At 37.5% G+C, this 24,029-nt stretch carries 22 protein-coding genes; 16 read left to right on the forward strand and 6 right to left on the reverse strand.

The window, feature by feature from the left end; genetic code table 11:
• Positions 1–151: 151 nt before the first annotated feature.
• The 3 genes from G4Z05_RS11705 to guaC form a co-directional block, all read right to left on the reverse strand.
• On the reverse strand, positions 152–991 hold the full coding sequence (locus G4Z05_RS11705) for an RMD1 family protein (protein ID WP_163252056.1): 840 nt from the start codon (positions 989–991) through the stop codon (positions 152–154).
• Between the two features lie 23 nt (positions 992–1,014).
• The gene (locus G4Z05_RS11710) at positions 1,015–1,620 is read right to left on the reverse strand and encodes a cell wall hydrolase (RefSeq protein ID WP_240465370.1); all 606 of its coding nucleotides are present in this window, start codon (positions 1,618–1,620) and stop codon (positions 1,015–1,017) included.
• A gap of 271 nt (positions 1,621–1,891) precedes the next feature.
• Positions 1,892–2,878, reverse strand: a complete 987-nt coding sequence (gene guaC, locus G4Z05_RS11715; protein WP_163252057.1) for a GMP reductase — start codon at positions 2,876–2,878, stop codon at positions 1,892–1,894.
• A gap of 295 nt (positions 2,879–3,173) precedes the next feature.
• Between guaC and G4Z05_RS11720 the strand changes: the two genes are divergently transcribed.
• The 12 genes from G4Z05_RS11720 to G4Z05_RS11775 all read left to right on the forward strand — a co-directional run bounded on the left by G4Z05_RS11720 (position 3,174) and on the right by G4Z05_RS11775 (position 15,205).
• Positions 3,174–4,283, forward strand: a complete 1,110-nt coding sequence (locus G4Z05_RS11720; protein ID WP_163252058.1) for an FtsZ/tubulin family protein — start codon at positions 3,174–3,176, stop codon at positions 4,281–4,283.
• 1,008 nt (positions 4,284–5,291) lie between these two features.
• Positions 5,292–5,984: a VanR-ABDEGLN family response regulator transcription factor gene (gene vanR, locus G4Z05_RS11725; protein ID WP_163252059.1), complete on the forward strand. Its 693-nt coding sequence runs from the start codon at positions 5,292–5,294 to the stop codon at positions 5,982–5,984.
• Positions 5,977–7,116 (forward strand): vancomycin resistance histidine kinase VanS, encoded by a 1,140-nt coding sequence (gene vanS / locus G4Z05_RS11730; RefSeq protein WP_163252060.1) that lies wholly within the window; start codon positions 5,977–5,979, stop codon positions 7,114–7,116. Before vanR ends, vanS begins: the two co-directional genes overlap by 8 nt.
• A 437-nt stretch (positions 7,117–7,553) precedes the next feature.
• Positions 7,554–8,456, forward strand: a complete 903-nt coding sequence (vanY, locus tag G4Z05_RS11735; RefSeq protein ID WP_338036762.1) for a VanY-A/VanY-F/VanY-M family D-Ala-D-Ala carboxypeptidase — start codon at positions 7,554–7,556, stop codon at positions 8,454–8,456.
• Entirely contained in the window at positions 8,453–9,037 is a 585-nt protein-coding gene (locus G4Z05_RS11740; protein ID WP_163252061.1) for a VanZ family protein, read from the forward strand. The genes vanY and G4Z05_RS11740 overlap by 4 nt, the downstream gene beginning before the upstream one ends.
• 177 nt (positions 9,038–9,214) lie before the next feature.
• Complete coding sequence (locus G4Z05_RS11745; protein ID WP_163252062.1) at positions 9,215–9,655, forward strand: ASCH domain-containing protein; 441 nt, start codon at positions 9,215–9,217, stop codon at positions 9,653–9,655.
• A gap of 255 nt (positions 9,656–9,910) precedes the next feature.
• Positions 9,911–10,402: a DUF456 domain-containing protein gene (locus tag G4Z05_RS11750; protein WP_338036761.1), complete on the forward strand. Its 492-nt coding sequence runs from the start codon at positions 9,911–9,913 to the stop codon at positions 10,400–10,402.
• 413 nt (positions 10,403–10,815) lie between these two features.
• Complete coding sequence (locus G4Z05_RS11755) at positions 10,816–11,076, forward strand: CGCGG family putative rSAM-modified RiPP protein (RefSeq protein ID WP_163252063.1); 261 nt, start codon at positions 10,816–10,818, stop codon at positions 11,074–11,076.
• Positions 11,077–11,850: 774 nt separating this feature from the next.
• Positions 11,851–12,117: a hypothetical protein gene (locus tag G4Z05_RS16545; protein WP_240465372.1), complete on the forward strand. Its 267-nt coding sequence runs from the start codon at positions 11,851–11,853 to the stop codon at positions 12,115–12,117.
• A 211-nt stretch (positions 12,118–12,328) separates the two neighbouring features.
• Positions 12,329–12,541 (forward strand): spore germination protein, encoded by a 213-nt coding sequence (locus G4Z05_RS11765; protein ID WP_163252064.1) that lies wholly within the window; start codon positions 12,329–12,331, stop codon positions 12,539–12,541.
• A gap of 523 nt (positions 12,542–13,064) precedes the next feature.
• Positions 13,065–13,709 (forward strand): class I SAM-dependent methyltransferase, encoded by a 645-nt coding sequence (locus tag G4Z05_RS11770; RefSeq protein ID WP_163252065.1) that lies wholly within the window; start codon positions 13,065–13,067, stop codon positions 13,707–13,709.
• A 377-nt stretch (positions 13,710–14,086) separates the two neighbouring features.
• Positions 14,087–15,205 (forward strand): PrsW family glutamic-type intramembrane protease, encoded by a 1,119-nt coding sequence (locus G4Z05_RS11775; protein ID WP_051968164.1) that lies wholly within the window; start codon positions 14,087–14,089, stop codon positions 15,203–15,205.
• Between the two features lie 67 nt (positions 15,206–15,272).
• Here G4Z05_RS11775 and G4Z05_RS11780 read toward each other — a convergent pair whose 3' ends face one another.
• Positions 15,273–15,833 (reverse strand): HD domain-containing protein, encoded by a 561-nt coding sequence (locus G4Z05_RS11780; RefSeq protein ID WP_038535372.1) that lies wholly within the window; start codon positions 15,831–15,833, stop codon positions 15,273–15,275.
• A gap of 138 nt (positions 15,834–15,971) precedes the next feature.
• Complete coding sequence (locus tag G4Z05_RS11785) at positions 15,972–17,402, reverse strand: Na+/H+ antiporter NhaC family protein (RefSeq protein WP_163252066.1); 1,431 nt, start codon at positions 17,400–17,402, stop codon at positions 15,972–15,974.
• Between the two features lie 286 nt (positions 17,403–17,688).
• Between G4Z05_RS11785 and hutU the strand changes: the two genes are divergently transcribed.
• From hutU to G4Z05_RS11800, 3 genes are read left to right on the forward strand one after another with little or no spacing between them, the layout of a single operon-like run.
• Positions 17,689–19,365, forward strand: a complete 1,677-nt coding sequence (hutU, locus tag G4Z05_RS11790) for a urocanate hydratase (RefSeq protein ID WP_163182504.1) — start codon at positions 17,689–17,691, stop codon at positions 19,363–19,365.
• Between the two features lie 5 nt (positions 19,366–19,370).
• A complete protein-coding gene (gene hutI, locus G4Z05_RS11795; protein ID WP_163252067.1) occupies positions 19,371–20,678 on the forward strand; it encodes an imidazolonepropionase in 1,308 nt (435 codons plus the stop codon).
• Positions 20,641–21,645 (forward strand): agmatinase family protein, encoded by a 1,005-nt coding sequence (locus G4Z05_RS11800; protein ID WP_327989956.1) that lies wholly within the window; start codon positions 20,641–20,643, stop codon positions 21,643–21,645. Before hutI ends, G4Z05_RS11800 begins: the two co-directional genes overlap by 38 nt.
• A 37-nt stretch (positions 21,646–21,682) precedes the next feature.
• Here the strand turns inward: G4Z05_RS11800 and G4Z05_RS11805 are convergent, their stop codons facing one another.
• The gene (locus G4Z05_RS11805) at positions 21,683–22,612 is read right to left on the reverse strand and encodes an LCP family protein (protein WP_163252080.1); all 930 of its coding nucleotides are present in this window, start codon (positions 22,610–22,612) and stop codon (positions 21,683–21,685) included.
• A gap of 357 nt (positions 22,613–22,969) precedes the next feature.
• Here G4Z05_RS11805 and G4Z05_RS11810 point away from each other — a divergent pair, with 357 nt between their 5' ends.
• On the forward strand, positions 22,970–23,731 hold the full coding sequence (locus G4Z05_RS11810; protein ID WP_205597536.1) for a thermonuclease family protein: 762 nt from the start codon (positions 22,970–22,972) through the stop codon (positions 23,729–23,731).
• The last annotated feature ends 298 nt before the right edge of the window (positions 23,732–24,029 follow it).

Below are 24,029 nucleotides of genomic sequence, written 5' to 3' on the forward strand. Positions count from 1 at the left end.
ATCCATGGATGAGTCGTCTTTTTTTTGTTAATAGCTTACATGCACGTCTAAAAAGAGAGTGTTATGAATAGGAAGCCATATGCCATTAACCATTATTTCTCATAATGAACGGATTAAAACTTCTTCTTACATAAATTCTAAAATAGGTTTTTTATGAAGGAAGCAGGCCGGCAATTTCCAAAAGAGTGAGGACAATCTCAAAAAGAATAAGAATAACGATAATCCATTCGACGAAAAGTCCTCGCATCGAATGGCTGATGGTAGAAAACCCCTCCATGATGTTATACAATATTTCCGTTTTGCTTTTTAATATTTTATACCGATCGTTTAATTCGAAAAATTCGGTCATGTTATCATAAAATTCACTCGCATCGCTGCTTGTCCATGTAATGTCAGGCTTATCCAAAATCATAATATAGGCAAGGGTGTTATACTCGTGGCGGACAATTTTTGCTGTCGTCCTTGCCAATTCTTTATTACCAATTCTCAAATTCCCTTTTTCCAGCCGATCGATCATGGTCTCAAGTTTATCGAGAATTTTTCCTAGTTGTTCCTCGGTTTTTTCCAAAGCTACAGATTTCGCAAGGACGGTGGAGATTAATTCTGGATAGAAATCCTCGTATTTAGGCACTAACACATATTCATCATCAAATTCAATTTGTTCATTTTCAGCAATGTGAAGACTATAATCATCGGTATACTTGTCAATATTTCTCATGTCAAAATCCGGCTCGAACGAATGGATGAAGGTGAATAAGCGATGGATCTTATCTAAGGATGAATGGTTAATAAATACAACGCTCCCAAAAGAAAAAACAAGTACTTGCTCTGATTCCTTTACCTCTTCGTCCAGAATGGAACGTAAAATATCACCCCTTAAAATTAATGGTTCCTCCCAAGTAAATCTCTTTGGAATCCCGCAGTGAATGGCGATTTTGTTTAAGTCAATTTCATTGGTTATGGCATAGGCTTTAAAGGTCATTTCTTTCATGATCGATCACCTAATCCTGGGAATTATTTTTTAAAAACATGGTTGCCAATAACGAGTGTAGTTGCTCTTGAATCGAGCCAGCGACTGGTAGCAATATCCGGATTATAAAAATACAGTGAATCCGCTGCCAAATACCTATGTTCATTTATTGCCTCATGAACGGCTTGAATGGATTCCTGATCAGCTGGTTGGTTGATTTTCCCATTCATGACAGGTTGGAATTGATTTTTTTGATAAATAACTTCTTTAATGGTGTCTGGAAATTTAGGACTAGCTACTCTATTTAGAACGACACATGCAACGGCTATTTTCCCTCGAAAGGGTTCGATTTCCGCTTCTGCCCGAACTAGTCTTGCAAGCAAATCTATTTCGCGTTTGGAATATCCTACTTTTATTTCCGGAGCATTTGAAGGTGAAGCTTCTGATTTTATAGTATGGACCATTTCTCCAGCATATATAAGATCGAGGTTCTGAATGGGTGAATCCATTATGGCCAAATTTTCTAATGGGGTGGACAGTTCACGGCTGATATTTGAAATGATTTCATCCCTTTGAATAATGGATGCATGAACAGGAGAGACCATTGATAGGCTTAAAATAATTGCTAGAGTCGCTAAAAGTTTTTTCAAATCGTATTTCCTCCATGTTCTATTCCACATAAATCATTGTTTTTTCAATGACTATGAATGTTTTTAATAGAATAGAATTACATTTTTGTTACATAGATTTTTAAAGATAGGAAATAGGTTTATTACGTTTTAGAGTAGAGGATCAAAGGAGGGAGATTTATTTATGAAGGAATATCGAAAGATGAGAATAAAAAATGGCGTAAACCCTTCCAATCAAATAGAAGATTCACGCCATTTTTTCGTATCCATTATAATATTCATTTAAAATACATTAGTAGATGATTCGGTCGCCGTTAAAGATCGAGTTCTTAACGATTACATAGTCAACCGTGCGAATGTCTTTTAATTTGTTTCCACCCGCGTAAGAAATAGAGGATTGAAGGTCTTGCTCCATTTCAATCAATGTATCGATAATTGGGCCTTTGTATTCTACATACATTTTTTTGCCCTCTACATTTTTTCTTTCGCCTTTTTGATACTCTGAAGCAGATCCGAAATATTCTTTATACGTTTTTCCATCTCTAATCACAGTTTCACCAGGAGATTCTTCATGACCGGCAAACAAAGAACCAATCATGACCATGGTGGCACCAAATCGTATGGATTTTGCGATATCTCCGTGTGTACGAATTCCACCATCGGCGATAATCGGTTTGCTTGCCGCTTTTGCACACCATCTAAGAGCCGCTAACTGCCAGCCACCAGTACCAAATCCTGTTTTAATCTTTGTAATACATACTTTCCCTGGTCCAATTCCAACTTTTGTAGCATCTGCACCAGCATGTTCGAGTTCTCTTACGGCTTCTGGAGTACCTACATTACCAGCAATGACAAAGCTTTTCGGTAAATGATTTTTAATATGTTTAATCATTTCAATAACTGAATTGGAGTGGCCGTGAGCAATGTCGATCGTAATGAATTCGGGTGTAAGATTTTCCTCTGCCAATTGTTTAATGAATTCAAACTCACCTTCTTTAACTCCCACACTGATCGATGCAATGAGACCGCGAGATTGCATATCCTTAACAAAGGCAAGCCGTTTTTCCGGTTGAAAGCGATGCATAATATAGAAATACCCATTTTCAGCTAAAAATGCCGCTAACTTTTCATCAATAATCGTCTGCATGTTAGCTGGGACCACAGGTAATTTAAATGTATGTCCACCAAATTCAACAGTGGTATCACATTCTGAACGACTTTTGACAATCGATTTTGCCGGAATTAATTGAATATCTTCGTAATCAAATACTAAATCCATGAAAAAACACCCCTAAACACGAACATTAAATTGAAGTTTGGTAAAAATTATTCGTACATTTGTAATGTACCGTATTTTATTCAATATGTCAAAGACTTTTTAGTTATATGTGTTAAGGGGGTAATTTTATACATATTCAGATTGTTCACCTTTGGCCATGATAATGATTGGGTTTCTTCATGGATAGAGAGAAATATTTTTATAAAAATGTTTGGGGACAAGGTTATTTTTTAAAAGAAAAAGTCTATTTTCGTACATACATGAGTATTAGTTATAGTAGTGAGGAGGCGATTGAGTGAAAACAATTGGCATCTTAGGTGTTGGTCAAGCAGGCGGTAATATCGCTGAAATAGCATCTACAATGGGCTTTCAAACCGCCCTAATCAATACGAATCAACGAGATGGGGCTGTTAATACTAAAGTAGAAAAAAAGTATTTCGTACCAGGTTATAATGGTGCAGGGCAGGATCGGTCAGTTGGCTTGCGGGCAGTTCATGAACATTATCGGGAAATGATTGACTTTGTCAAAAAATCCTTTAAAAACATTAAACTATTATTAGTAGCCTTTTCTACGGATGGTGGAACTGGATCAGGGATGAGTCCACTTTTAATCGATATTTTATTGGATCAATTGCCAGGCGTTCATGTGGGGGCTATTGCCATCCTACCTGAGCGTAACGTTTTAGCTGGGAACCGAATTAATGCGGCTGAATGTATTGAACAAATTTCAAAGATTGAAGGCATTTCTTCGGTATTTTTGGTGGACAACGATCAAATGCGTAAGACAAATCCACAATCTAGTAAACAAGACATTTATCTTTCTTCTAATCGTCAAGTCATGGAGGCCATTTCACATGTACTGGATATTACACAAAAAAGTTCGTTTTATGGGAATTTTGATGAAACGGATTTAATGAATATTCTAAATACAAGAGGGGTAACCATGATTTGTTCAGCAACGGTGACCGATGCAAAAACGACGGCAGATGTTTCCAAATTGATCCAGCGTTCATGGGCGAAGTCGATTTTTTGCCCGGTTGATACAGTGGGGGTTATTCGTGCAGGGCTCATTTATGAAGGCCCTGAATCAATGGCAAAATTGATTAATGTGCCGTCTATATTTGAGGGAATTGGAGAACCAGTGGAATTGTTTGAGGGGACATATATCACGGAAGGTGACCCAACGATTACCACCATTTTAGCAGGTCTTTCCTTCCCGAGACATCGTTTACAATCACTGGAAGAATCGCTTGAAAAAAATAAAGAGAGGCTTCAGTTCCTAATTAAAAAAGAACATACAGAGAAGTATGAATCCAAAATTGCTTGGGCCTCTAATTTAAAAGCTAAAGCACCAGAAAGGAAATCTGGAAATCTAACTGCCAAACTTTCAAAATATCAAAAATAACATCTTATAAAAATGAAACAGAGAGGGGTTTATACTCAATAGGAGTATATACCCTCTTTTTTATGGGCCGTTTTCGTAACCTCTATTGCTATAAATTTCAAATTTTTATTAATATAGAATTAAATTGACAGAAAATGGAAATTAATGAAAAATCAGCTAGTTTTGAAAGATAACTAATTATAGTTAGAAAGATAGATATGAAACACAAAAACTATACAAGTTGGAGGAAGAAACGTGAAAAATCACTCATCCATCATAATTGGTCTTTTACAAATAAAGGGAATGTTAACAATGAATATAGGTATGAATTAGTTCCTGCAAATGAAAATCATATGATTATTTTAGATAGGAAAACGGGTGAATATTGGACTAAGTTTATACCGAGTGAAGAAGGTCCTACAAATTGGGAAAAAGGCGATTGACCATTAGATTAAAATGCAAAAACCACCTTGATTTTAGGTGGTTTTTATACTTCTTTATGCATGGTTGATGTCTTTCTTTCCAAGAAGTATTTGTCTTATATGAACCCTATCACTTTTGGAATCTTTTTATAATCGTCAGCAGTACAAGTACCTAATACATTAAATGTGTAAAGGAAATCACCTATTGTATTATTTATCTCTTCTGCTTTTACACGCCTCAACGACCGATTTTATCTTCCATGTTCTCTTCATTTTTTCTGAGATCTTTTCTTCTTGCAATTTCATAGACATGAATCGTTATACGAGATCTCCACTTTTTCATGCAGAGGTAAACTAGAAAAATCGACTAAACAGACTGCTTTTTTCTTTGAATTAGTATATAACTATGATTAGGTTTGAAGCTGGGTTTATAATAAATAACTTTCATGCTTGGATGTCTACAGTACAAACTGACTGATAACCGATCGTCGTGTACAATAATATTTGGACAACAGGTTGCTATCAATTTTACATTAGAAGCCAGTGGGAAAAAATTTTGATATAGAAAAGAGAACCGTTCATTAATTGAGTAGGAGGATGGATCACTGTGAGCGATAAAATACTTGTGGTCGATGATGAACATGAAATTGCCGATTTGGTTGAGCTATATTTGAAAAACGAAAATTACACGGTTTATAAATTTTATACGGCCGAAGAAGCATTGGAATGCATAAAAACTATGGATCTGGACCTTGCCATTTTGGATATCATGCTTCCTGGTACAAGTGGTTTAACTATCTGTCAAAAAATAAGGGAGAACCACACGTATCCCATTATTATGTTAACGGCGAAGGATTCAGAAATTGATAAGATTACAGGACTGACGATGGGAGCGGACGATTATATAACAAAACCCTTTCGCCCATTAGAGTTAGTGGCTCGAGTGAAAGCACAGTTGCGTCGATACAAACAATACAATGGAGGAATCGAGCAGAACGAAAATGTGATTGTTCACTCTGGAATTGTGATTAATAAAGACACCCATGAATGTTTTCTGAACGAGAAGCCTTTATCCCTTACTCCGACTGAATTTGCCATCCTGCGAATTCTTTGTGAAAACAAGGGGAAAGTGGTAAGTTCTGAGCAGCTCTTCCATGAAATCTGGGGAGATGAATATTTCAGCAAGAGCAACAACACGATTACTGTACATATCAGACATTTGCGCGAAAAAATGAACGACCGAAGTGATCATCCTAAGTATATTAAAACCGTTTGGGGAGTTGGATATAAGATTGAATAATAAAAATAGGTATAAAAAAAACGATTATTTCAAACTGAAACGGAAACTTAACCAATATTTCCTTGTGACAGTAGTAACAGCCATTGTATTCGTATTAATATTACGTTTTCTTGCCTGGCGACGTGTTGGGGACGGGATTGTAAGTTTATTAGAACACATGTTTTACTTAGATCACGTGCAAGCGTTAATGCTTTATCATTATACAATTCGGAATAATTTAGAAGTGATAATCTTTGTGGCGATTATCATCAGTATTCTTATTCTTTTTCGTTTCATGCTTTCAAAATTTGTAAAATACTTTGATGAAATCAATGCTGGTATTGATATACTTATTCATAACGAAGAGAAAAACATCGAGATGTCTGAAGAAATGGGGTTCATGGAACAGAAGCTTAATACATTAAAACAGACACTTGAAAAGCGAGAGCAAGATGCAAGGTTGGCTGAACAACGAAAAAATGATCTTGTGTTATACTTGGCGCACGATATTAAAACTCCCCTCACATCTGTTATCGGTTATCTGAGTTTACTTGACGAGGCGCCAGACATGCCTGTAGAGCAAAAGGCAAAATATGTACGTATCACATTGGATAAAGCCCATCGACTAGACCAACTAATCGATGAATTTTTTGAGATTACTCGGTATAACCTTCAAGAGATCCCACTTACGAAAAAACAAATCGATCTATACTATATGCTAGTTCAGATGACCGATGAATTTTATCCCCAGCTTGCTGCAAAAGGGAAACAGACGGTCATCCATGCTCCTGAGGATTTGACTGTATTCGGGGATCCCGATAAGTTGGCAAGGGTCTTTAACAATATATTGAAAAACGCTGCTGCGTATAGTGAAAACAACACGATCATTGAAATCCATGCTGGTCTCAAGGGGAGGATGGTTTCAATCGAGTTCAAGAACACTGGAAGCATCCCTAAAGATAAACTTACCACCATATTTGAAAAATTTTATCGGCTGGATACGGCACGATCCTCTGAAAAAGGAGGATCCGGTCTCGGTTTAGCCATAGCGAAGGAAATCGTGATTGCCCACGATGGGCGTATTTATGCGGACAGTGATGGCAAACATACGATCTTTACAGTAGAACTTCCTGTCATATCAGAGCAAACTTAGGAAAAAATGAATCGTTTCTTCACTTTTTCTTAAGAATTTATCCATTAAATATTAAAAAACAGCTCGTTCTTTTTCGGTAATCTAAATACCGTAGGAACGAGCTTTTTTCATTGCACTAAAATCGATACTTAAGTTGATACAAAGATATCAAGCCCAAACAAAGAACAAGAATAGGGGGCATGAAATGATTACGAAAAAAATTCATTATTGACAATGGTTGGGTTTCGAGAAAATAACTGTATTTCTTTTACAGAAATAGAGGTTAATGGTGAAAAATATCGATATTCCCATGTATGGATGTGAAAAGGACGAGGGGAAATGATTTCATGATTTTTCATCCCTATCATGACAAGTTCATCTATATTTGAAACCCAACATAAAGTTCGCGTTTGGTAATTACTGAAGGAGAGGAAACATAAATGAAATAGGTAGTTTTAATCTTGTTATTTTTTTTGTGTCTGAGTTTCTATTTTTTTGATCAAGCACCGATTTTTCAGAATCAAATAGAAATGAAGGATCATAATCAAAATGACGAAAATCCATTTGATAACGAAGGGATTTCTAAAAATACTCAATCCATAACGATTAAAAAAGAACAAATCTATCAAGGAAACCTACTATTAATTAACAGTAAATATCCGATTCATAAAGAAGGAATCAAGTCAGATATCGTAAATTTAGCTAAATATAACGAATTAATGAATGGATATGGGTTGAAAGATGCGAATATTTTTTTATCAAAAGAAATGGCGGAAAAATTTTCAGAGATGGTCAAAGATGCGGAAAAGGAAGGGGTTCGTCACTATATGATCAATAGTGGCTATCGTAACTTTGATGAGCAAAATCGTCTTTACCATGAAATGGGGGCTAGTTATGCCTTACCAGCAGGGTATAGTGAACATAATTCGGGCTTATCACTTGATGTAGGATCAAGTTTGTCAAAAATGGAGCATGCACCTGAAGGAAAGTGGCTAGAAAATAATGCTTGGAAATACGGCTTTATTTTAAGATATCCAAAGGACAAAACGAAAGTAACTGGAATTCAATATGAACCATGGCATATTCGCTATGTTGGACTGCCACACAGTGTGATTATGAAGGAAAAAAACTTTGCTTTAGAAGAATATTTGGAATACTTGAAAGAACAAAAGTCGGTTTCCATCACCATACTCGGTAAAAAATATGAGATTTCTTATTACCCGGTAACGAAAGATAGTACGATACATGTCCCCTCCCATCTTTATTATGAGATATCAGGCAACAATATGGATGGGGTTATTGTGACCATGTATTCTAGTAGAACACATACGAATGTCAGGGAGGGAAGGGAGGCGGAATGAATAGAATAATTAAGAAGGTCATAAACAAACTCATTTTACTATCGCTATTTGTCATATATTTGTATGGGTTACTTAGAATCATTCTATTTAAATTTCATTGGATGGATATGGCCCTTCTTTGGCATCACTTTGAGCGGACTCTTGGGAACCCTGACCGTCTAATTTACCAGTTGAAAAGCGGCAATTATATCCCGTTTCAAACCATATTTATCAACATCCATAGTCTATCAGTGCTGCGTGATTTCAGTAATTTGTTTGGGAATATTGCTTTGTTCATACCCTTTGGAATATTTCTTGTACTTTTATCTAAAAATAAAGGGATATCATTTAAAAGTGTATTTGTTCTATCTCTCGGTTTAAGTTTCGTCTTGGAATGCTTACAAGTTGTTTCTTCTCTCGGGATTTTTGATGTAGATGATCTCTTACTAAACACTACTGGGGGATTGCTTGGCTATTTTGCCATCAAGCTTTATGACAGGATTTATACGAAATTAAAAATACATCAATTAAACATTGACAGAGATAGTGCAGAAATTCAAGAAATAAAAAATAAGGAGGAAGGTGCACCATACTCTAAATAGGGTATGGTTATTCTTTTTTTAATACGAGATCTAGGTCCCAAGGTCCATTATGTTTTGTCTAGGTTATCGATATAATAAAATGGAGTAGCCAAAACGATTGTCTTATCTTTCAGACCTTATTTTACGAACGGCCTAAATTAGTATTGGAAAATCTTATTTTTACTAAAGGGTGTTTTTATGAATAGAGTGCAACAATTTTGGAATGATTTTTGTGTCGCTACTGGTCAAGAAGGGATTAAATATAAAGATGCTTTTCAATTTGGTGTTTCACCTGATTGGTTAGCGGATTTAGTTATCAAAGGAAAAAAGACCGCAACCACTTCTGGGTTCATATTTTATGAGTTAGAAAAAGAAGAGATACCAAAAACTGGTGAATATTATATTATTTTAGATGGTAAAGAAGAGCCTGTCGCAGTCATTCAAATTGAATCGGTTGAAGTGGTTCCGATGAATGAGGTAACAGAGGAATTTGCATTAGCTGAAGGAGAAGGAGATTATCAGAATTGGTGGGAGGCACACGAAAAATTTTTTACTGAGTCATTAAGAGAATATGATATGGAATTTTCGCCAAGTATGTTGGTGGTATGTGAACGATTTAAAAAAGTATATCCTTTATAAAAATGTAAAATATGTTAGAAACTTAGAGGATGCATGCTACGAACATATGCAGCGAACGGAAAAATTCATCCAACAAGTTAGGGCATAAACGTAGGAGTCATATGATGTTCTGTCTATTCATTCAATCAATGAAATGTTATTTTCGTGTGGTTTTTCTGCCATTGAAACATTTACATAAAATGACTTTAAGTGAGTAGAAAAAGGAAAACGGATAAGATATAAATAGAAGAGGAATTTTATTGCAAGTATAAAGAGGTGTTCACCATAGATATACTATTTTGGATTTTAATCATTGGTTGCTTTATCTTAAGTTTTGTTGGATTGTTATATCCTATTATTCCTTCGGTACTGGTTATTTGGGCTGGAGTTGGCATTTATCATTTTGGCATTAATTCCAATGAAATTTCCTGGATCACCGTTACCATGTTGGTCATTTTGACGATTTTGTTATTCTTGGCAGATTATTTAGCAAACCAGCATTTTGTGGAGAAAGCTGGAGCAACCCAATGGGGGAACCGAGCAGCCGCCATTGGATTGATTGTCGGAAGCTTTGTCATTCCACCTTTTGGGGTGATTATAATACCTTTTGCTTTTGTATTAATCGCGGAAATGCTACAGAAAAAATCGTTCCAAGAATCATTTAAAGTTGCCTTTGCTACTTTTATCGCGTTTTTAAGTGGGACATTAGCCAAAGCAGTTGTCCAGCTGATCATGATCATTGTCTTTTTTGTCGATGTGGCCATTTAAGTATTTGGAATGATAGGAGTAGAGACCCCAACAACTGATACAAGTCGATTGGGGTCCGCTCTAATATGAAATGGGCTATTAGAGTACGGGAAACGGTACGAATAATTGAATACCAAATGAATTCTTTGAGTTGCAGTGGCATAACCCCAAATAGGGGTTTTTTTATTGCTGGAAAGACTAGATTAAATTCGAAATTCTTCTCCTTAACCTCGATTTTGTTGAATCCCACTATTTAAGCTACCAAATTTTTTGTAACCCCCATTCATTACTCAAAATATCATCATGTCTTTTAAGCTGTAATTCCCATGTGTTGAAACAGATTGAATAATAGGATGAAAAGTTTGATTTTTATGATCATCATCACCTCATGCGGTACAATATCCATTTAAAATCATGGTGAGAGGTGATGGATAGTGGAAAAGAATTGGTCTATATCTCTAGAACATGAAGAATATGAAAAAAATCGTGAATTACTAATGGTTGATGCCATTGAGGCCGTCAAACAAACAGCAAAAGGATGTTATGTGAATGTAGTCACACCTGAAAGCTTCGGAAACCCGGAACTGTACTTAACACAAGAATTAGAGAATGTATTTGGAGACGAAATTAAGCTGAAATTTATTGATCAATGCAGTTGTGGTGGTTACGTGTTAAGAGTATGGAAGATGAAATAAAAAATAGCCGCTTACATGGCGGCTATTTTCTTAAATAGGATTATAAAATAATCATATTATGTAAACTGATTATTAGAAAACTTTAAGTGATAATTAGATGTAATAAAATGCAAGGAAGATCGTATAAGCTGTATGAGATAGGTGGGAATAGACAAGAATTTATTCCATTTCATAAAGTGAGGATAGGAAAATGATGGTATAATGGTAGAAAAGATGGAAAGGGATGATTTTTGTGGTTCTTAAGAAGAGTCTCAACCGATATTTTTTTCTAGTGTCCCTTTTGCTCGTACTAGGTGCAAATTATTCCTTATACTATACTTCTTTTGGCATCCAGTTCATCCCTAATGATACGAATATAATTGTGGCTGGATCGATGATTGATTTAGCGCTAATTTCTCCATTATTATTTTTGGCATGGAAGGGCAGGTTGACCTGGAAGAATATCATTTTTGGTATAGCTGGGGGACTCGTTTTCGTTCGGTTTTTCATTCCAATGGAGTATTTGGCTCCTTTGGAAAGCGTTACTTGGGTAGGTTTTGCCGTGGAAGGTGGATTAATTTTTCTGGAAATCGCGATACTCGTTTCATTATTTATACAATTGCCAAAAATCGTTCAGTATGTTAGGAAAAGCTCACTGCCGGTTCTCTTTTCTTTTTCCACTGCTGTGAACCAAAAAGTCAAGTCAATCACCCTCATTCAAATCATCTGTTCTGAATTGCTGATGGTTTACTATGCATTCGCAAGTTGGAGAAAGAAACCTCCGAAGGGCAAAAATTGGTTCACCTTACATATATTGACGAGGTCATCGTGGATCCAAAACGATTGCGACAAAAATGTTCTAAAAATACAATCGAATTCATGGCGCGTGATTTTGAAGAGACCTTTCCAGATGTTATTATGCAACTGAAACATCCTGTGGAAGCAACCTTAACATTGGGAATGATAAAAAAATTTGACCAAGTTGCGATTCGGTTAGATGAACCAGAAAGATTTCTTGAATTAATAAAAGAAAAGGTCCATGAAAATGTTGTAGAACATTAGTAAATAGTAGACGTATTACATGATGACTAGGTGCTCCCTCATATAAGGAGCGCCATTTTTGATTTTACTTGAAGAAATTAGATGGAATTTCATCACTTGTTCGAGGGAAAGGAATTCGAATTTGATTTTGTAGACCATTTAAGAACCAGCACACCAATTACCCAATGAACATAGAATAAAATGCAATTAAAAAGATAGAGGATGTGCTTTTATGTCTGACCATCGAATAAAAATTGATACGGTGAGTGGCGGTGTTGTACAATTTGGAAATTCCTTAAAGATTTCCCCCAAACATGCTTCTAAGTCGACACATGGTTCAGGTTCTTCCAATCAAGCGGTGAACATTCAAAATAATAATGGAATTAATTCAACGAATACGATGGATCAAGATTTGATTGATCAACCGATCGTAAAGGATAGGTAAGAAATACTTTTTAACAAATCCAAAACATCCCTTGAATAGTGAAATCATGGAAAAATATCACCTGCCTAGAGCATTTCAGTGTAATTTTTGGATGTAAGCGCATACATTGATAATGATCGGCGGAGGTGATACTTTTGATGTATATTTACGGTAATGATTATATTAAATATTTAAACGACACTAGTTCTTATTCTTTAACTTATGATCAATGGAAAAATAAAAAAATGCAACAGAACACAAGCAAATGTGTTTACTGCGGATCAATGAAAGAATGCTATCATAGTTGTCCGAGATGTCATCATTAATGGTTCATTCATAAAGCTCAGAAGGAGGCACTATGGTGCGAGTTTATTCCCTATTGTAGGCAGAAGATCATGACTGCCGTGCAATAGGGATTTTTGATTTTTAATGAAATATAAGAGGAAGGTAATATTTTTGTAAAATAATGGTTTGAACACATTTTTTTATAAATCATACTATACAGATAAGAATTATAAGTATATATTATAATAGGGTGATTAAATTGGGTAGAGAATTTTTAGATATATTTGAATCATGGGCGGAATCTTATGATCATTCCGTTTCAGGGAAGGATGAACAGTATCGCGAAGTATTTAGAAACTATGAAGCAATACTTGAAGAGGTGGCAGTCCTTTCCCATGGAGATGTATTGGAATTTGGTGCCGGAACAGGAAATTTAACAGAAAAACTGTTAGAAAAAGGTCATAAGGTAACAGCGATTGAGCCATCGAAAGCGATGAAGAAACTATTTCAGAAAAAAATGATGGCAAAATCCAATGTGACGATCATGGATGGGGACTTTTTAGAATTCCCTGTACCAAATAAAGTAGATACCATTGTCAGCACCTATGCTTTTCATCATTTAACAGATGAAGAAAAAGCTAAGGCGATCTCCATTTATCGTGAACTTTTAAAAACGGGTGGAAAAGTGGTTTTTGCTGATACGATGTTTCCATCTAAAGCCGATCATAAACAAGCAATTGAGAAGGCGAAGGCCGCGCATTATGATGATTTGGCTCACGATTTACAGACGGAATATTATACAACCATCCCATATTTACAAAATATCATGACAGCCAATGATTTTCAGGTAAAATTCAAGCAGTGGAATGATTTTGTTTGGATTATGGAAGCGGTTAAACAATAGAGGAAACGGACTCTCATTGAAAATAGAAATAGCGCCAGTTTTGTTTAAGGAAAGATTAACAGCCCCATCGAGTGACGGTGGGGCTGTTAAGCTAGTTGTTGGATGCATCGGAAACAAAAATCGGTTTAGGTGGAGGAGCAATGTTAGATTTCTCCTCCATTATAGATAAAAGGTAAAAAACGTAAAATTTAAGGTTACTTGTTAATGTAGAAAACCATTAAAAGGACAACCAGGAAATGATCCTCCTTAAAAAATGGGAAATGAAAAAATATTTTTACAGACAAATTCATCACCATTTCTCATTTTGTCAGGCATGATAGGGTAAAGTAAAATCAATCAGCCTTATCATGATGGCGTCACCAAGAGGAGGATACAGAATGAAGTGCCCGGATTGTATTTACTCCAACCCAGAGGGAGTAAAGTTCTGTTTGAATTGTGGTAAAAATTTTTCGAGCGAGGATGAAATTCAGGATCCAAACCAATTATTTTATGAGTTTGCCAGCTATGTCGATGGTATACCTAGAAATCATCGCTCTATCGTACCTAACATTAAAAATATTTTCTCAAGGGTATTCCGCAAGCATAGTATCCTTGAAGCGGAGCGGCTTTTTATTGTAGGCACAGCGATTACTACACCTAAAATAGAGGATGTAAAGGAAACATGGCCAAAACCATGGCTTTTTGCCAGAGTGTTTATCTTTGCCTTGCTGACTTTTTTAGGGTTGCATATTGGATTGATTTGGTTCCAAAACATAAACTTTCTGCCGGGGCTTATCGTTGTAGGTGCCTTTGCGGTTCCATTGACAACACTTATCTTTTTTTGGGAAATGAATGCACCACAGAATATAGCTATATATCGAATCATTTACGTGGTATTTATCGGTGGAATTCTCTCGATGTTAGCCGCGCTCGTATTTTTTAATCTTCTTAAGAATAACATTAATCCGATTACGATTGGGATTGTCGAGGAACTTGCCAAAGCAGTTACGGTTATTTATTTTGTTAGAAACCAGAAATATCGGTATATCTTAAATGGGCTGCTGATTGGAGCAGCGGTTGGGGCTGGATTCGCTGCTTTTGAAACAGCGGGTTATGCATTAAGAAGCCTCCTTACCGGGAGTTTTGAAACATTATACAATACTCTTTTATGGCGCAGTGTGTTGGCTCCAGGAGGTCATGTGGCATGGGCAGCTTTAATTGGAGCGGCTTTCTTGCGTGCCCGAGAGAATGAAAACTTTTCGTTAAGCATACTAGTAAAGCCCAAATTCATTCGCATTTTTTTACTAGTTGTACTGATACATGCTTTATGGGACACCGATATACCAGGTATGTTTCCCTATGGACATAGTATATTGATGGCGATTTCTTGGGTGGTGGCATTCCGAATGATTCAATTAGGATTAAAAGAAATTGCCGAGAAAAAATCTCAGTTACCAGAAGAACCTAAAGAATCGACTGTGACAGCAAAAATTATTTCAAAGGTGAAGCAACCATAATGAAGGCGATGTTGATCAACATCGCTTTTTTGTATGGGACGAGAGGAATTTTTGTGTGGTTAACTTTTTAATCGGTTTGGTTTTTATACGCTAGGGGATGCTTATTTAAATAGTCTTGACTCATTTCGTCTTCTACCATCTGGTCTAATCGTTCAATCATTTTGATCGCTTTATCTTTGTCCATTTTTTTATAATGATGGAGCCCGCCTTGTTCTTCATCCATTTCATCTGCTAATTTTACGATTTCTTGTAATGGCGTCCTTTTAATAAAACCTTCTGTCATATATGAATCCGTATGAAACAAGATCGCTAAGGCAATATCTTTGGCCATAATGGGGTTTTCCCCTAATCTGATCAATAATTTATGAGCTCTTTCCGCCCCTTTGATGGCATGGATATCATTTTGTCTGTATAAATCATAATCCCATTTGCCATTTCGATACCATGTGTAATGACCAATATCGTGTAGCAAGGCTGCTTTTGTCGCTAGGTCGACCGATACACCGTATTCCTTAGCCAAATGAAAGGCATGATAAGCACAAGCAATGGCATGGACAACACCTGATCGATTGAGATATTTTTGAGCAATATGATGATTGAAAATCTGAATTAATGTAACTTCTCTCATTTCCATCACCCTTTTTTAATAAAATATTAATTTGAATTATATAACGATATGGACAAGAAGTAAAAAACTTTAAAACTATTTCAAAAAAATCTCCTGCCCAAATTATCATTGGAACAGGAGAGAATAAATCATATTTAATTATTGTAACCAAAACCCACTCATGAGATATAAAACAGTCGCTATGGCTCCTCCAACCAACGAAATCTTCAATTTATAGCGAGCATAATCGACCAAAGTGAGATCGAGTATTGAAGCAGTGGTGATCGTCGTATCGCCTAATGGAGAAGCTAATGCTCCGAAAGCTCCGCTTGCAAATACCGCACCTACGGTTAAAGGGATGGATGTCCCTGTGGAGGAAGCTAGTGATATTCCTAATGGCATAAACAACCCCCATGTTCCCCATGAGGAACCGATAAAATAACCCGTAACCGATCCAATCAGAAAAATAGTGGCCGGGGTTAAGAAAGCAGGTAAGAATGCCCCCAATGTGGAACTAATAAAGGCTGAAAAACCGAGATCTTCTGCCGCTAATGTCAGGGCCCAGATTAAAACAAGCAGACTGATGGCCTCCATCATTTGATTTCCCCCATCATAAAAATGGTACAAGAGTTCTCCTAATGGCTGCCGTCTTACTGTGTAAAAAAGAAAGGATAAAACTAGTGTAATGAATACAGCTAAGAGCATCACAAAGGTGGCGTCTGCTTTTGAAAAGGCAGCAAATATTGAATCGGCCCCTTTTTTTGTCCCGTCTTTCCATAATAGAAATAAAGAAAGCCCCAGAAGCAAAAAAACAGGGATGATTAAATGCCATGGCTGCGCTTTTACTAAAGATAATTCTCGTTTGATCCCCGCCCGGTGATACGGATGTTCTACTTCTTCTAAAAGTTGATTCTCTTTTGGCTGGAGGGAGTCCTTTGACTTTTTGGATGGAGGCCAGAATGTTTGAATCAACCCAATCACTAACATAATAATGGCAAAAAAATTAAACAAAATACTAAGTAAAAAGATTTGATAGGCAGAAATTTCGCTAGGCAGTCCTCGCATGCTACCTGCTACTAAAGAAACCATGAAACCAACAAAGGCAGTAGCAACGGGCAAAAGGACGATCACGGATTCAGTGGAAATATCGAGAGTCAGCCCAACTTTTTGTTTAGGGATATTCAATTTTTTAGCTAATGATTTTACGACAGGACCAATTAACATGATGCGAAACATCGGCATCATAAAGGTAAAGGGAAGGGTAAGCCAAATAAATCCAAGCAGTCCGCGTTGTGTTCGAATTTTCTCCCCCATCCATTCCGAAAAACCTTTGATCCCACCTGAAATATTCATCATTCCAACAAGACCACCAAACAAATAAAGAAAAGCGATAATTTTCATATTCGTCTCGTCGGATAACGTAGTAACGAGGTAAGACACCGTTTGATAGGCTCCTGCCAAAAGATTCGATTTTACAAGGAAAGATCCAATAATCAGGCCGATGACAAGACCAGGGAGGATATTTTTGAGCCATATGGACATTGAAATGACAATAACAAAAGGGATGAGTGAAAGCCATGCATGTTCCATTATTCCATCCTCCTGCATTCAATCAGTATTTTTATTATGTTCAAAAAAACGTTGATAAACTAAAAAACTTTTGGCTTTAGGATACAATTCACCATACGAAAATGAAAACTATGTTCTAAAAAAAATATACTTTTTCTAAAAAAATTATCATTCACCCCCATTTAAGCCTAAATTGATGACAGAAAAATACAAAAATTTTACTCAACATCTAATTTTCCACTCGTATTTTTTCAGAAGATTTTATTTTTTAATTAAATATAGAAAGATGAAATAAGGGGTGGATGAAATGCAAGCAAAAACAAAGAGAGTTATTAAGAATTATAAAGGGACCGAATTACATGCTAAGGGTTGGATTCAAGAGGCGGCACTTCGCATGTTACTAAATAATCTTGACCCGGAGGTAGCAGAAAGGCCAGAAGATTTAGTTGTGTACGGTGGAATTGGAAAGGCAGCACGCAATTGGGAGTGTTTTGACGCTATTGTGAAAACGCTTTTAGAACTGGAAGAGGATGAAACATTATTAATTCAATCAGGTAAACCGGTCGCTGTTTGGAAGACTCATAAAGATGCGCCGCGCGTATTAATTGCTAACTCTAATCTCGTTCCTGCTTGGGCAAATTGGGAGCATTTCCATGAACTTGATAAAAAAGGTCTCATGATGTACGGACAAATGACTGCAGGAAGTTGGATTTATATCGGCAGCCAAGGGATTGTTCAAGGAACCTATGAAACATTCGCAGAGCTTGCACGGCAAGAATTTGGCGGTTCTTTAAAACACACGATTACTTTAACCGCCGGTCTTGGTGGTATGGGCGGGGCTCAGCCATTGGCTGTCACCATGAATGATGGTGTTTGTATTGCCGTTGAGGTGGATGAAACGAGAATTGACCGGCGCATTCAAACGAAATATCTAGATGTCAAAACACATGATTTAGATGAAGCATTACAATGGGCGTTTGAAGCGAAGAAGGAAGGAAAAGCATTATCCATTGGATTATTGGGAAATGCTGCAGAAGTACTGCCGCTTTTAATTGAAAAAGGTTTTACTCCTGATGTATTAACCGACCAAACATCCGCACATGATCCATTAAATGGGTATATTCCTGCAGGTTTCACATTGGATGAAGCAGCGAAGCTTCGAAAAGAGGATCCAGATTTATATGTGAAGCTTTCCAAGCAAAGTATGGCTAAACATGTAAAGGCGATGTTAATCATGCAACAAAAAGGGGCAGTAACATTTGATTATGGCAACAACATCCGCCAGGTAGCGAAGGATGAAGGGGTAGAAAACGCATTTGATTTCCCTGGGTTTGTTCCAGCTTACATCCGTCCATTATTCTGTGAAGGAAAAGGACCTTTCCGTTGGGCTGCCTTATCAGGAGATCCTGAGGATATTCGCAAAATCGATGAGGCTTTATTACGTGAGTTCAAGGATGATGAGCATCTTTGTAAATGGATTCGTATGGCACAAGAGAAAATTAGCTTCCAAGGCCTTCCTGCTCGTATTTGCTGGTTAGGCTATGGAGACCGTGCTCGCTTCGGAAAGCTGATCAATGACATGGTGGCTAGTGGTGAAGTTTCAGCTCCAATTGTTATTGGTCGTGACCACTTAGATGCTGGTTCTGTCGCATCACCTAACCGGGAAACAGAAGGGATGAAAGATGGCAGTGATGCCGTATCTGACTGGCCGATTTTAAATGCGTTAATCAATGCAGTTGGTGGAGCAAGCTGGGTATCTCTTCACCATGGTGGAGGAGTAGGCATGGGGTATTCTCAACATGCCGGCATGGTCATTGTAGCGGATGGAACGAAGGAAGCAGAGGTTCGTCTGCAACGCGTCTTAACGACCGATCCGGGCATGGGTGTTGTCCGTCATGCTGATGCTGGTTATGAATTAGCGATAAAAACAGCGAAAGAAAAAGGAATTAACATGCCAATGCTGAAACAAGATGAAAGAGGTTGAATGGAATGAGTAAAGCCATTTTTATAAGAAATGCATCACAGCTTGTCACACTAGAGGGGAGCTCACATGCTCCTCTCGTAAAAGAAGCGATGTCTGAGCTTCGAATTATAGAGAATGGGAGCGTCTGGATTGAGGATGGGATCATTCAGGCTGTTGGGACAGATGAAGAACTTTTGGCGGAATATGGAGACCGATTAGGTGAAGCCGAAGTGGTGGATGCTACTGGTAAGTTAGTAACACCTGGGTTAGTCGATCCACATACCCATTTGGTTCATGCAGGGAGCAGGGAAAATGAATTTAATATGCGCCTGCAAGGGGCAACCTATATGGAGATTATGAATGCAGGTGGAGGCATTCATGCAACAACAAGTGCTACAAAAGCTGCTTCACATCAGCAGCTTTATGAAGAGAGCTATGCACGATTAGATCAATTCCTGCTTCATGGGGTGACAACCGTCGAGGCAAAAAGTGGATATGGAATGGAATGGGAAACCGAACTGAAGCAGCTGGAAGTGGCGAAACAATTGAACGAAAAACACGTAGTCGATGTTGTTTCGACCTTTATGGGCGCTCATGCTATCCCAAAAGAATTTAAGGAAAATCCAGATGAATATGTGCGCCTCTTGGTGGAAGAAATGATTCCAAAGGTAGCGGAATTGGGTCTAGCGGAATTCAATGATGTTTTCTGTGAGCATGGTGTGTTTACACCAGACCAATCACGGGTCATTTTGGAAGCCGGTAAACGTCATGGCTTGATTCCAAAAATCCATGCCGATGAAATTGTTGCTTATGAAGGGGCTGAGCTGGCTGCAGAGGTAGGTGCGATTTCCGCCGACCATTTATTAAAAGCATCAGAAAAAGGGTTGGCAGCGATGGCCAAAAAGGGAGTCGTCGGGGTGCTTCTACCTGGAACAGCATATTTTTTAATGGCTGAGTCGGCAAACGGACGCAAAATGATTGATACAGGGGTGCCAGTCGCATTATCCACTGATTGCAATCCGGGTTCATCACCAACGGTTTCCTTGCCTTTCATCATGAATTTAGGCTGTTTGAAAATGGGAATGACTCCTGCTGAAGTAATTACAGCAGCGACTATCAATGCGGCACATGCGATTAATCGCGGTAGCGAGATTGGTAGTTTAGAAGTGGGGAAAAAGGGAGATGTCACGATTTTCAATGTTAATAATTATATGAAGCTGCAATACTCTTATGGTGTGAACCACGTGGATACGGTTGTGAAAAATGGTGTGGTTGTTGTAAAGGGAGGGCAGCTTTGTGAAGAGCTTTCTTTTTCCAAAAATGAATCCGCCTAGTTTTACTTGGGTGAGACCAGAGGGGCGAGCTCCTGAGAAAGTTCATGAATGGATCAAGCCAGTGACGGCTTCGACGGATCCGGAAAAGTGTAAAGACGCCGAGGCGATTATCCTCGGCGTCCCTTTATCCCGTTCCTCCATCAGTCCTTCAGGGGCTTCTGAATTTCCCGACTATTTCCGCCGGGCATGGAAAGGATTTGCTACTTATAATTTGGATGAAGATGTGGATTTGGCGGAGATGACGGTTCTTGATGCCGGAGATGTTCCGATGCATGTGACGGATATTCATAGATGTCATGAGAATATCGTGGAGGCATCTTGCGCCCTTCATAACCATTTTCGTGATTCCAAAATTTGTGCCATTGGTGGCGACCATTCTATTACCGCTATGATGGTAAAAGGGATGCAACAGGCAAAACCGAAGGAAACGATTGGTATTTTGCAATTTGATACCCATTTTGATTTACGAGACATGTCTGATCATGGTCCTACCAATGGAACACCGATGCGCAATTTAATCGAAAGCGGTGTAGTGGAAAGCCGAAATATGTATAACATTGGTTTACATGGATTTTTTAATACGAAGGAGTTAAAACAATACGCGGACGAGAAGGGTGTTAACTATTTCACCCTTCGTAACGTTCGAAAAGATGGGATGAAAAACACGGTCTCGAAATGTTTAGAAGAATTATCTGCCAAAGTGGATACCATTTATTTGACGGTGGATATGGATGTCCTAGATATTGCCTATGCCCCAGGTGTACCAGCCTCAACACCGGGAGGCATGACAACAGCCGAATTATTAGAAGGTGTATTTTTAGCAGGAAGTCATCCAAAGGTAAAAGCGATGGATATTGTCTGCCTCGACCCACTAAAAGACGACCAAGTCCAGCCAACCGTCAAAGTAGGTACTCACGTGTTTTTAACCTTTCTTACAGGAGTCAAACACCAACAAAAGACAATTTAAAGGATTTGTCCATCTCAGGTGGACAAATCCTTTTTTTCTACTCTTCTAAAAAACGATGAATCGATTCAATATTTTGCATGAGGTCTATTTCTAATACATCACCTAGTTCTTCGTGTCGTGCATTTTCAAAACTTCCATCCTCAGGGATGCGTAAGGTTTCTATTTCGCTCTGATTGTTCGTTATGATATCTTTTCCAATGGTAATGATGGTAGAACTCTCTATATTTGTATCAATGTATGTAGATAACAGATCAAATAATTTCGGTAGCTTTACAACATTATGGAGTCCTACCGCTTCTTCTTTTAATTTTGAAATCACTTCTTGTTGTCGTTCGATTCGCCCGAAATCACTTAAACGATCATGACGAAAACGGACGTAGCCTAATAATTCTTTCCCATGAAGACGGTGGATTCCTGGTTCTAACGTCATCCCAATGCCATACGACATTTCGTATGGGATTTCAACTTCAATCCCATTTGGAACGAGCAAATCGACTACTTTTTCAAATCCTTTAAAATCGACAATGGCATAATAATGAATATCCAATCCAAAATTCTCAACAATGGTTTTCCTTAGTAATTCAGGACCACCATAAGAATACGCGGCATTTAATTTTTGTTGTCCATGCCCCGGTATAGTGACGAGCATATCACGCATGAATGAAATAAGTTTGATTTTATGAGTCTGTGGGTCATAATGAGCAATCATGATGGTATCGGTTCGAGCTGGTTCTTCCCCGCGTGAATCACTCCCTAATAAAAGCACGTTGATTTCATCGATTTTCTTTTGTGCACCTTGAAAGGACTGTTTTCCCTCCGCTTTTTTCAGTGGTTCGTTCATCACTTTTATGGTGCCTTCTATGTACTGAATGATCGTAAAAAGTCCAACCATAAAAATCCCTAAAAAAAGTAGAGCACCAAATACTCTGCCCCAACGAACTTTTTTTCTTCTTCTACTTCTTTGCATCCTTGTCAAATCTATCACCACCCAAACCAAACTCCTTGAAGTAGTGATTATCCCATAAATAGTTTTCAAGACTTTTACTTTCCGATTAAATTTTTTTTAATTTACGAGTGGTTTAAAAGCCAAGGAACGGCAATCCACGAAAAGGTATTCGCAGTTCCTATATGGGTAAGAGAATAGAGATAAGTCAATCTTAGGTTTGCGGAAAGTATAGGGGAGGCTCCAATTTCTGAAGATATTATCCTATTAATCTCGTGATTGGGTATTGAAAAAAAGTCGAGCCATGATTAAACTTAACACGGAGGAAAATGATTACAATTGGTAGAATCATAACCAATCTTAATGTTGGAAAAGGATTTGATGGTATTGAAAAAACTACTGCTTACTTTATTTATAGGTTTATTATCCATTCATCTGATTGGATGCTCATCCATTATCTCTGACGAGAGTTTCAGTCCACAAAAGCAAGCCAATACTCAGGAAAATAATACAGAATATAAAAGAATGGAAGTGGCACTTGTCCATCCAAGTGATGGTGATACGATTGCTGTCAATTATAAAGGGAAACGTGAAAGTGTGAGATTTTTACTCGTAGATACTCCGGAGACGTCCCATCCACGCCTTGGGGAACAACCATATGGTAAGGAAGCGAAAGAATTTACTAGAAAATTAGTGGAAAATGCTAGAAAGATAGAATTAGAGTTTGACATCGGTCCCCAAAGAGACAAGTATGGGCGGTTATTAGCTTATGTTTATGTAGATGGGAAAATGATCCAAGAAGAATTATTAAAGAATGGACTAGCTAGGGTCGCCTATATTTATCCTCCAAATACCCGCTATGTCGATCAGTTTCGAGCGATTCAAAAAGAGGCACAACAAAAAGGAATAGGGATTTGGGAAATTGAAAATTATGCCCAAGAAGACGGTTTTCACCCTGAAATCATCGATTCAAAAGAAAAAGAAACTAGTCAAGCTGATGAGGACTGTCTCATTAAAGGGAATATCGGAAAAGAAAAAATTTACCATACGCCTGATTCTCCTTGGTATGAAAAAACAAAAGCAGAAATGATGTTTTGTACGGAAGAAGAAGCGGTTAAAGCTGGATTTCGACCTGCTAAATAATAGTAATGTATAATGGAATTTTTCATAGCATACCTAATAGTTTGTTATAAACTTTGGCTCTTTTCTAAAAGATTGTTGTTTTAGTTAAATTGTAAATGCTTTATCAATTACTTAAAGATAGCGATTTGTAAAAGGTGGTCATGATGTTGAAATTTAGAAAAAAAGACTATGTTATCTCTTTCTTTATCGTTCTAATACTAATGGGTTCGCAAATTTTTCCAAGCGAAAACAACATACCCGTTCTAATAAAAATTTTGCTTTCAAGTGTGATTGCGTCTTTAGTTATTGGAACTATGAC

Origin of the sequence: Neobacillus thermocopriae (assembly GCF_010975035.1) — a bacterium.
GTDB classification, from domain to species: Bacteria; Bacillota; Bacilli; order Bacillales; family Cytobacillaceae; genus Neobacillus; species Neobacillus thermocopriae.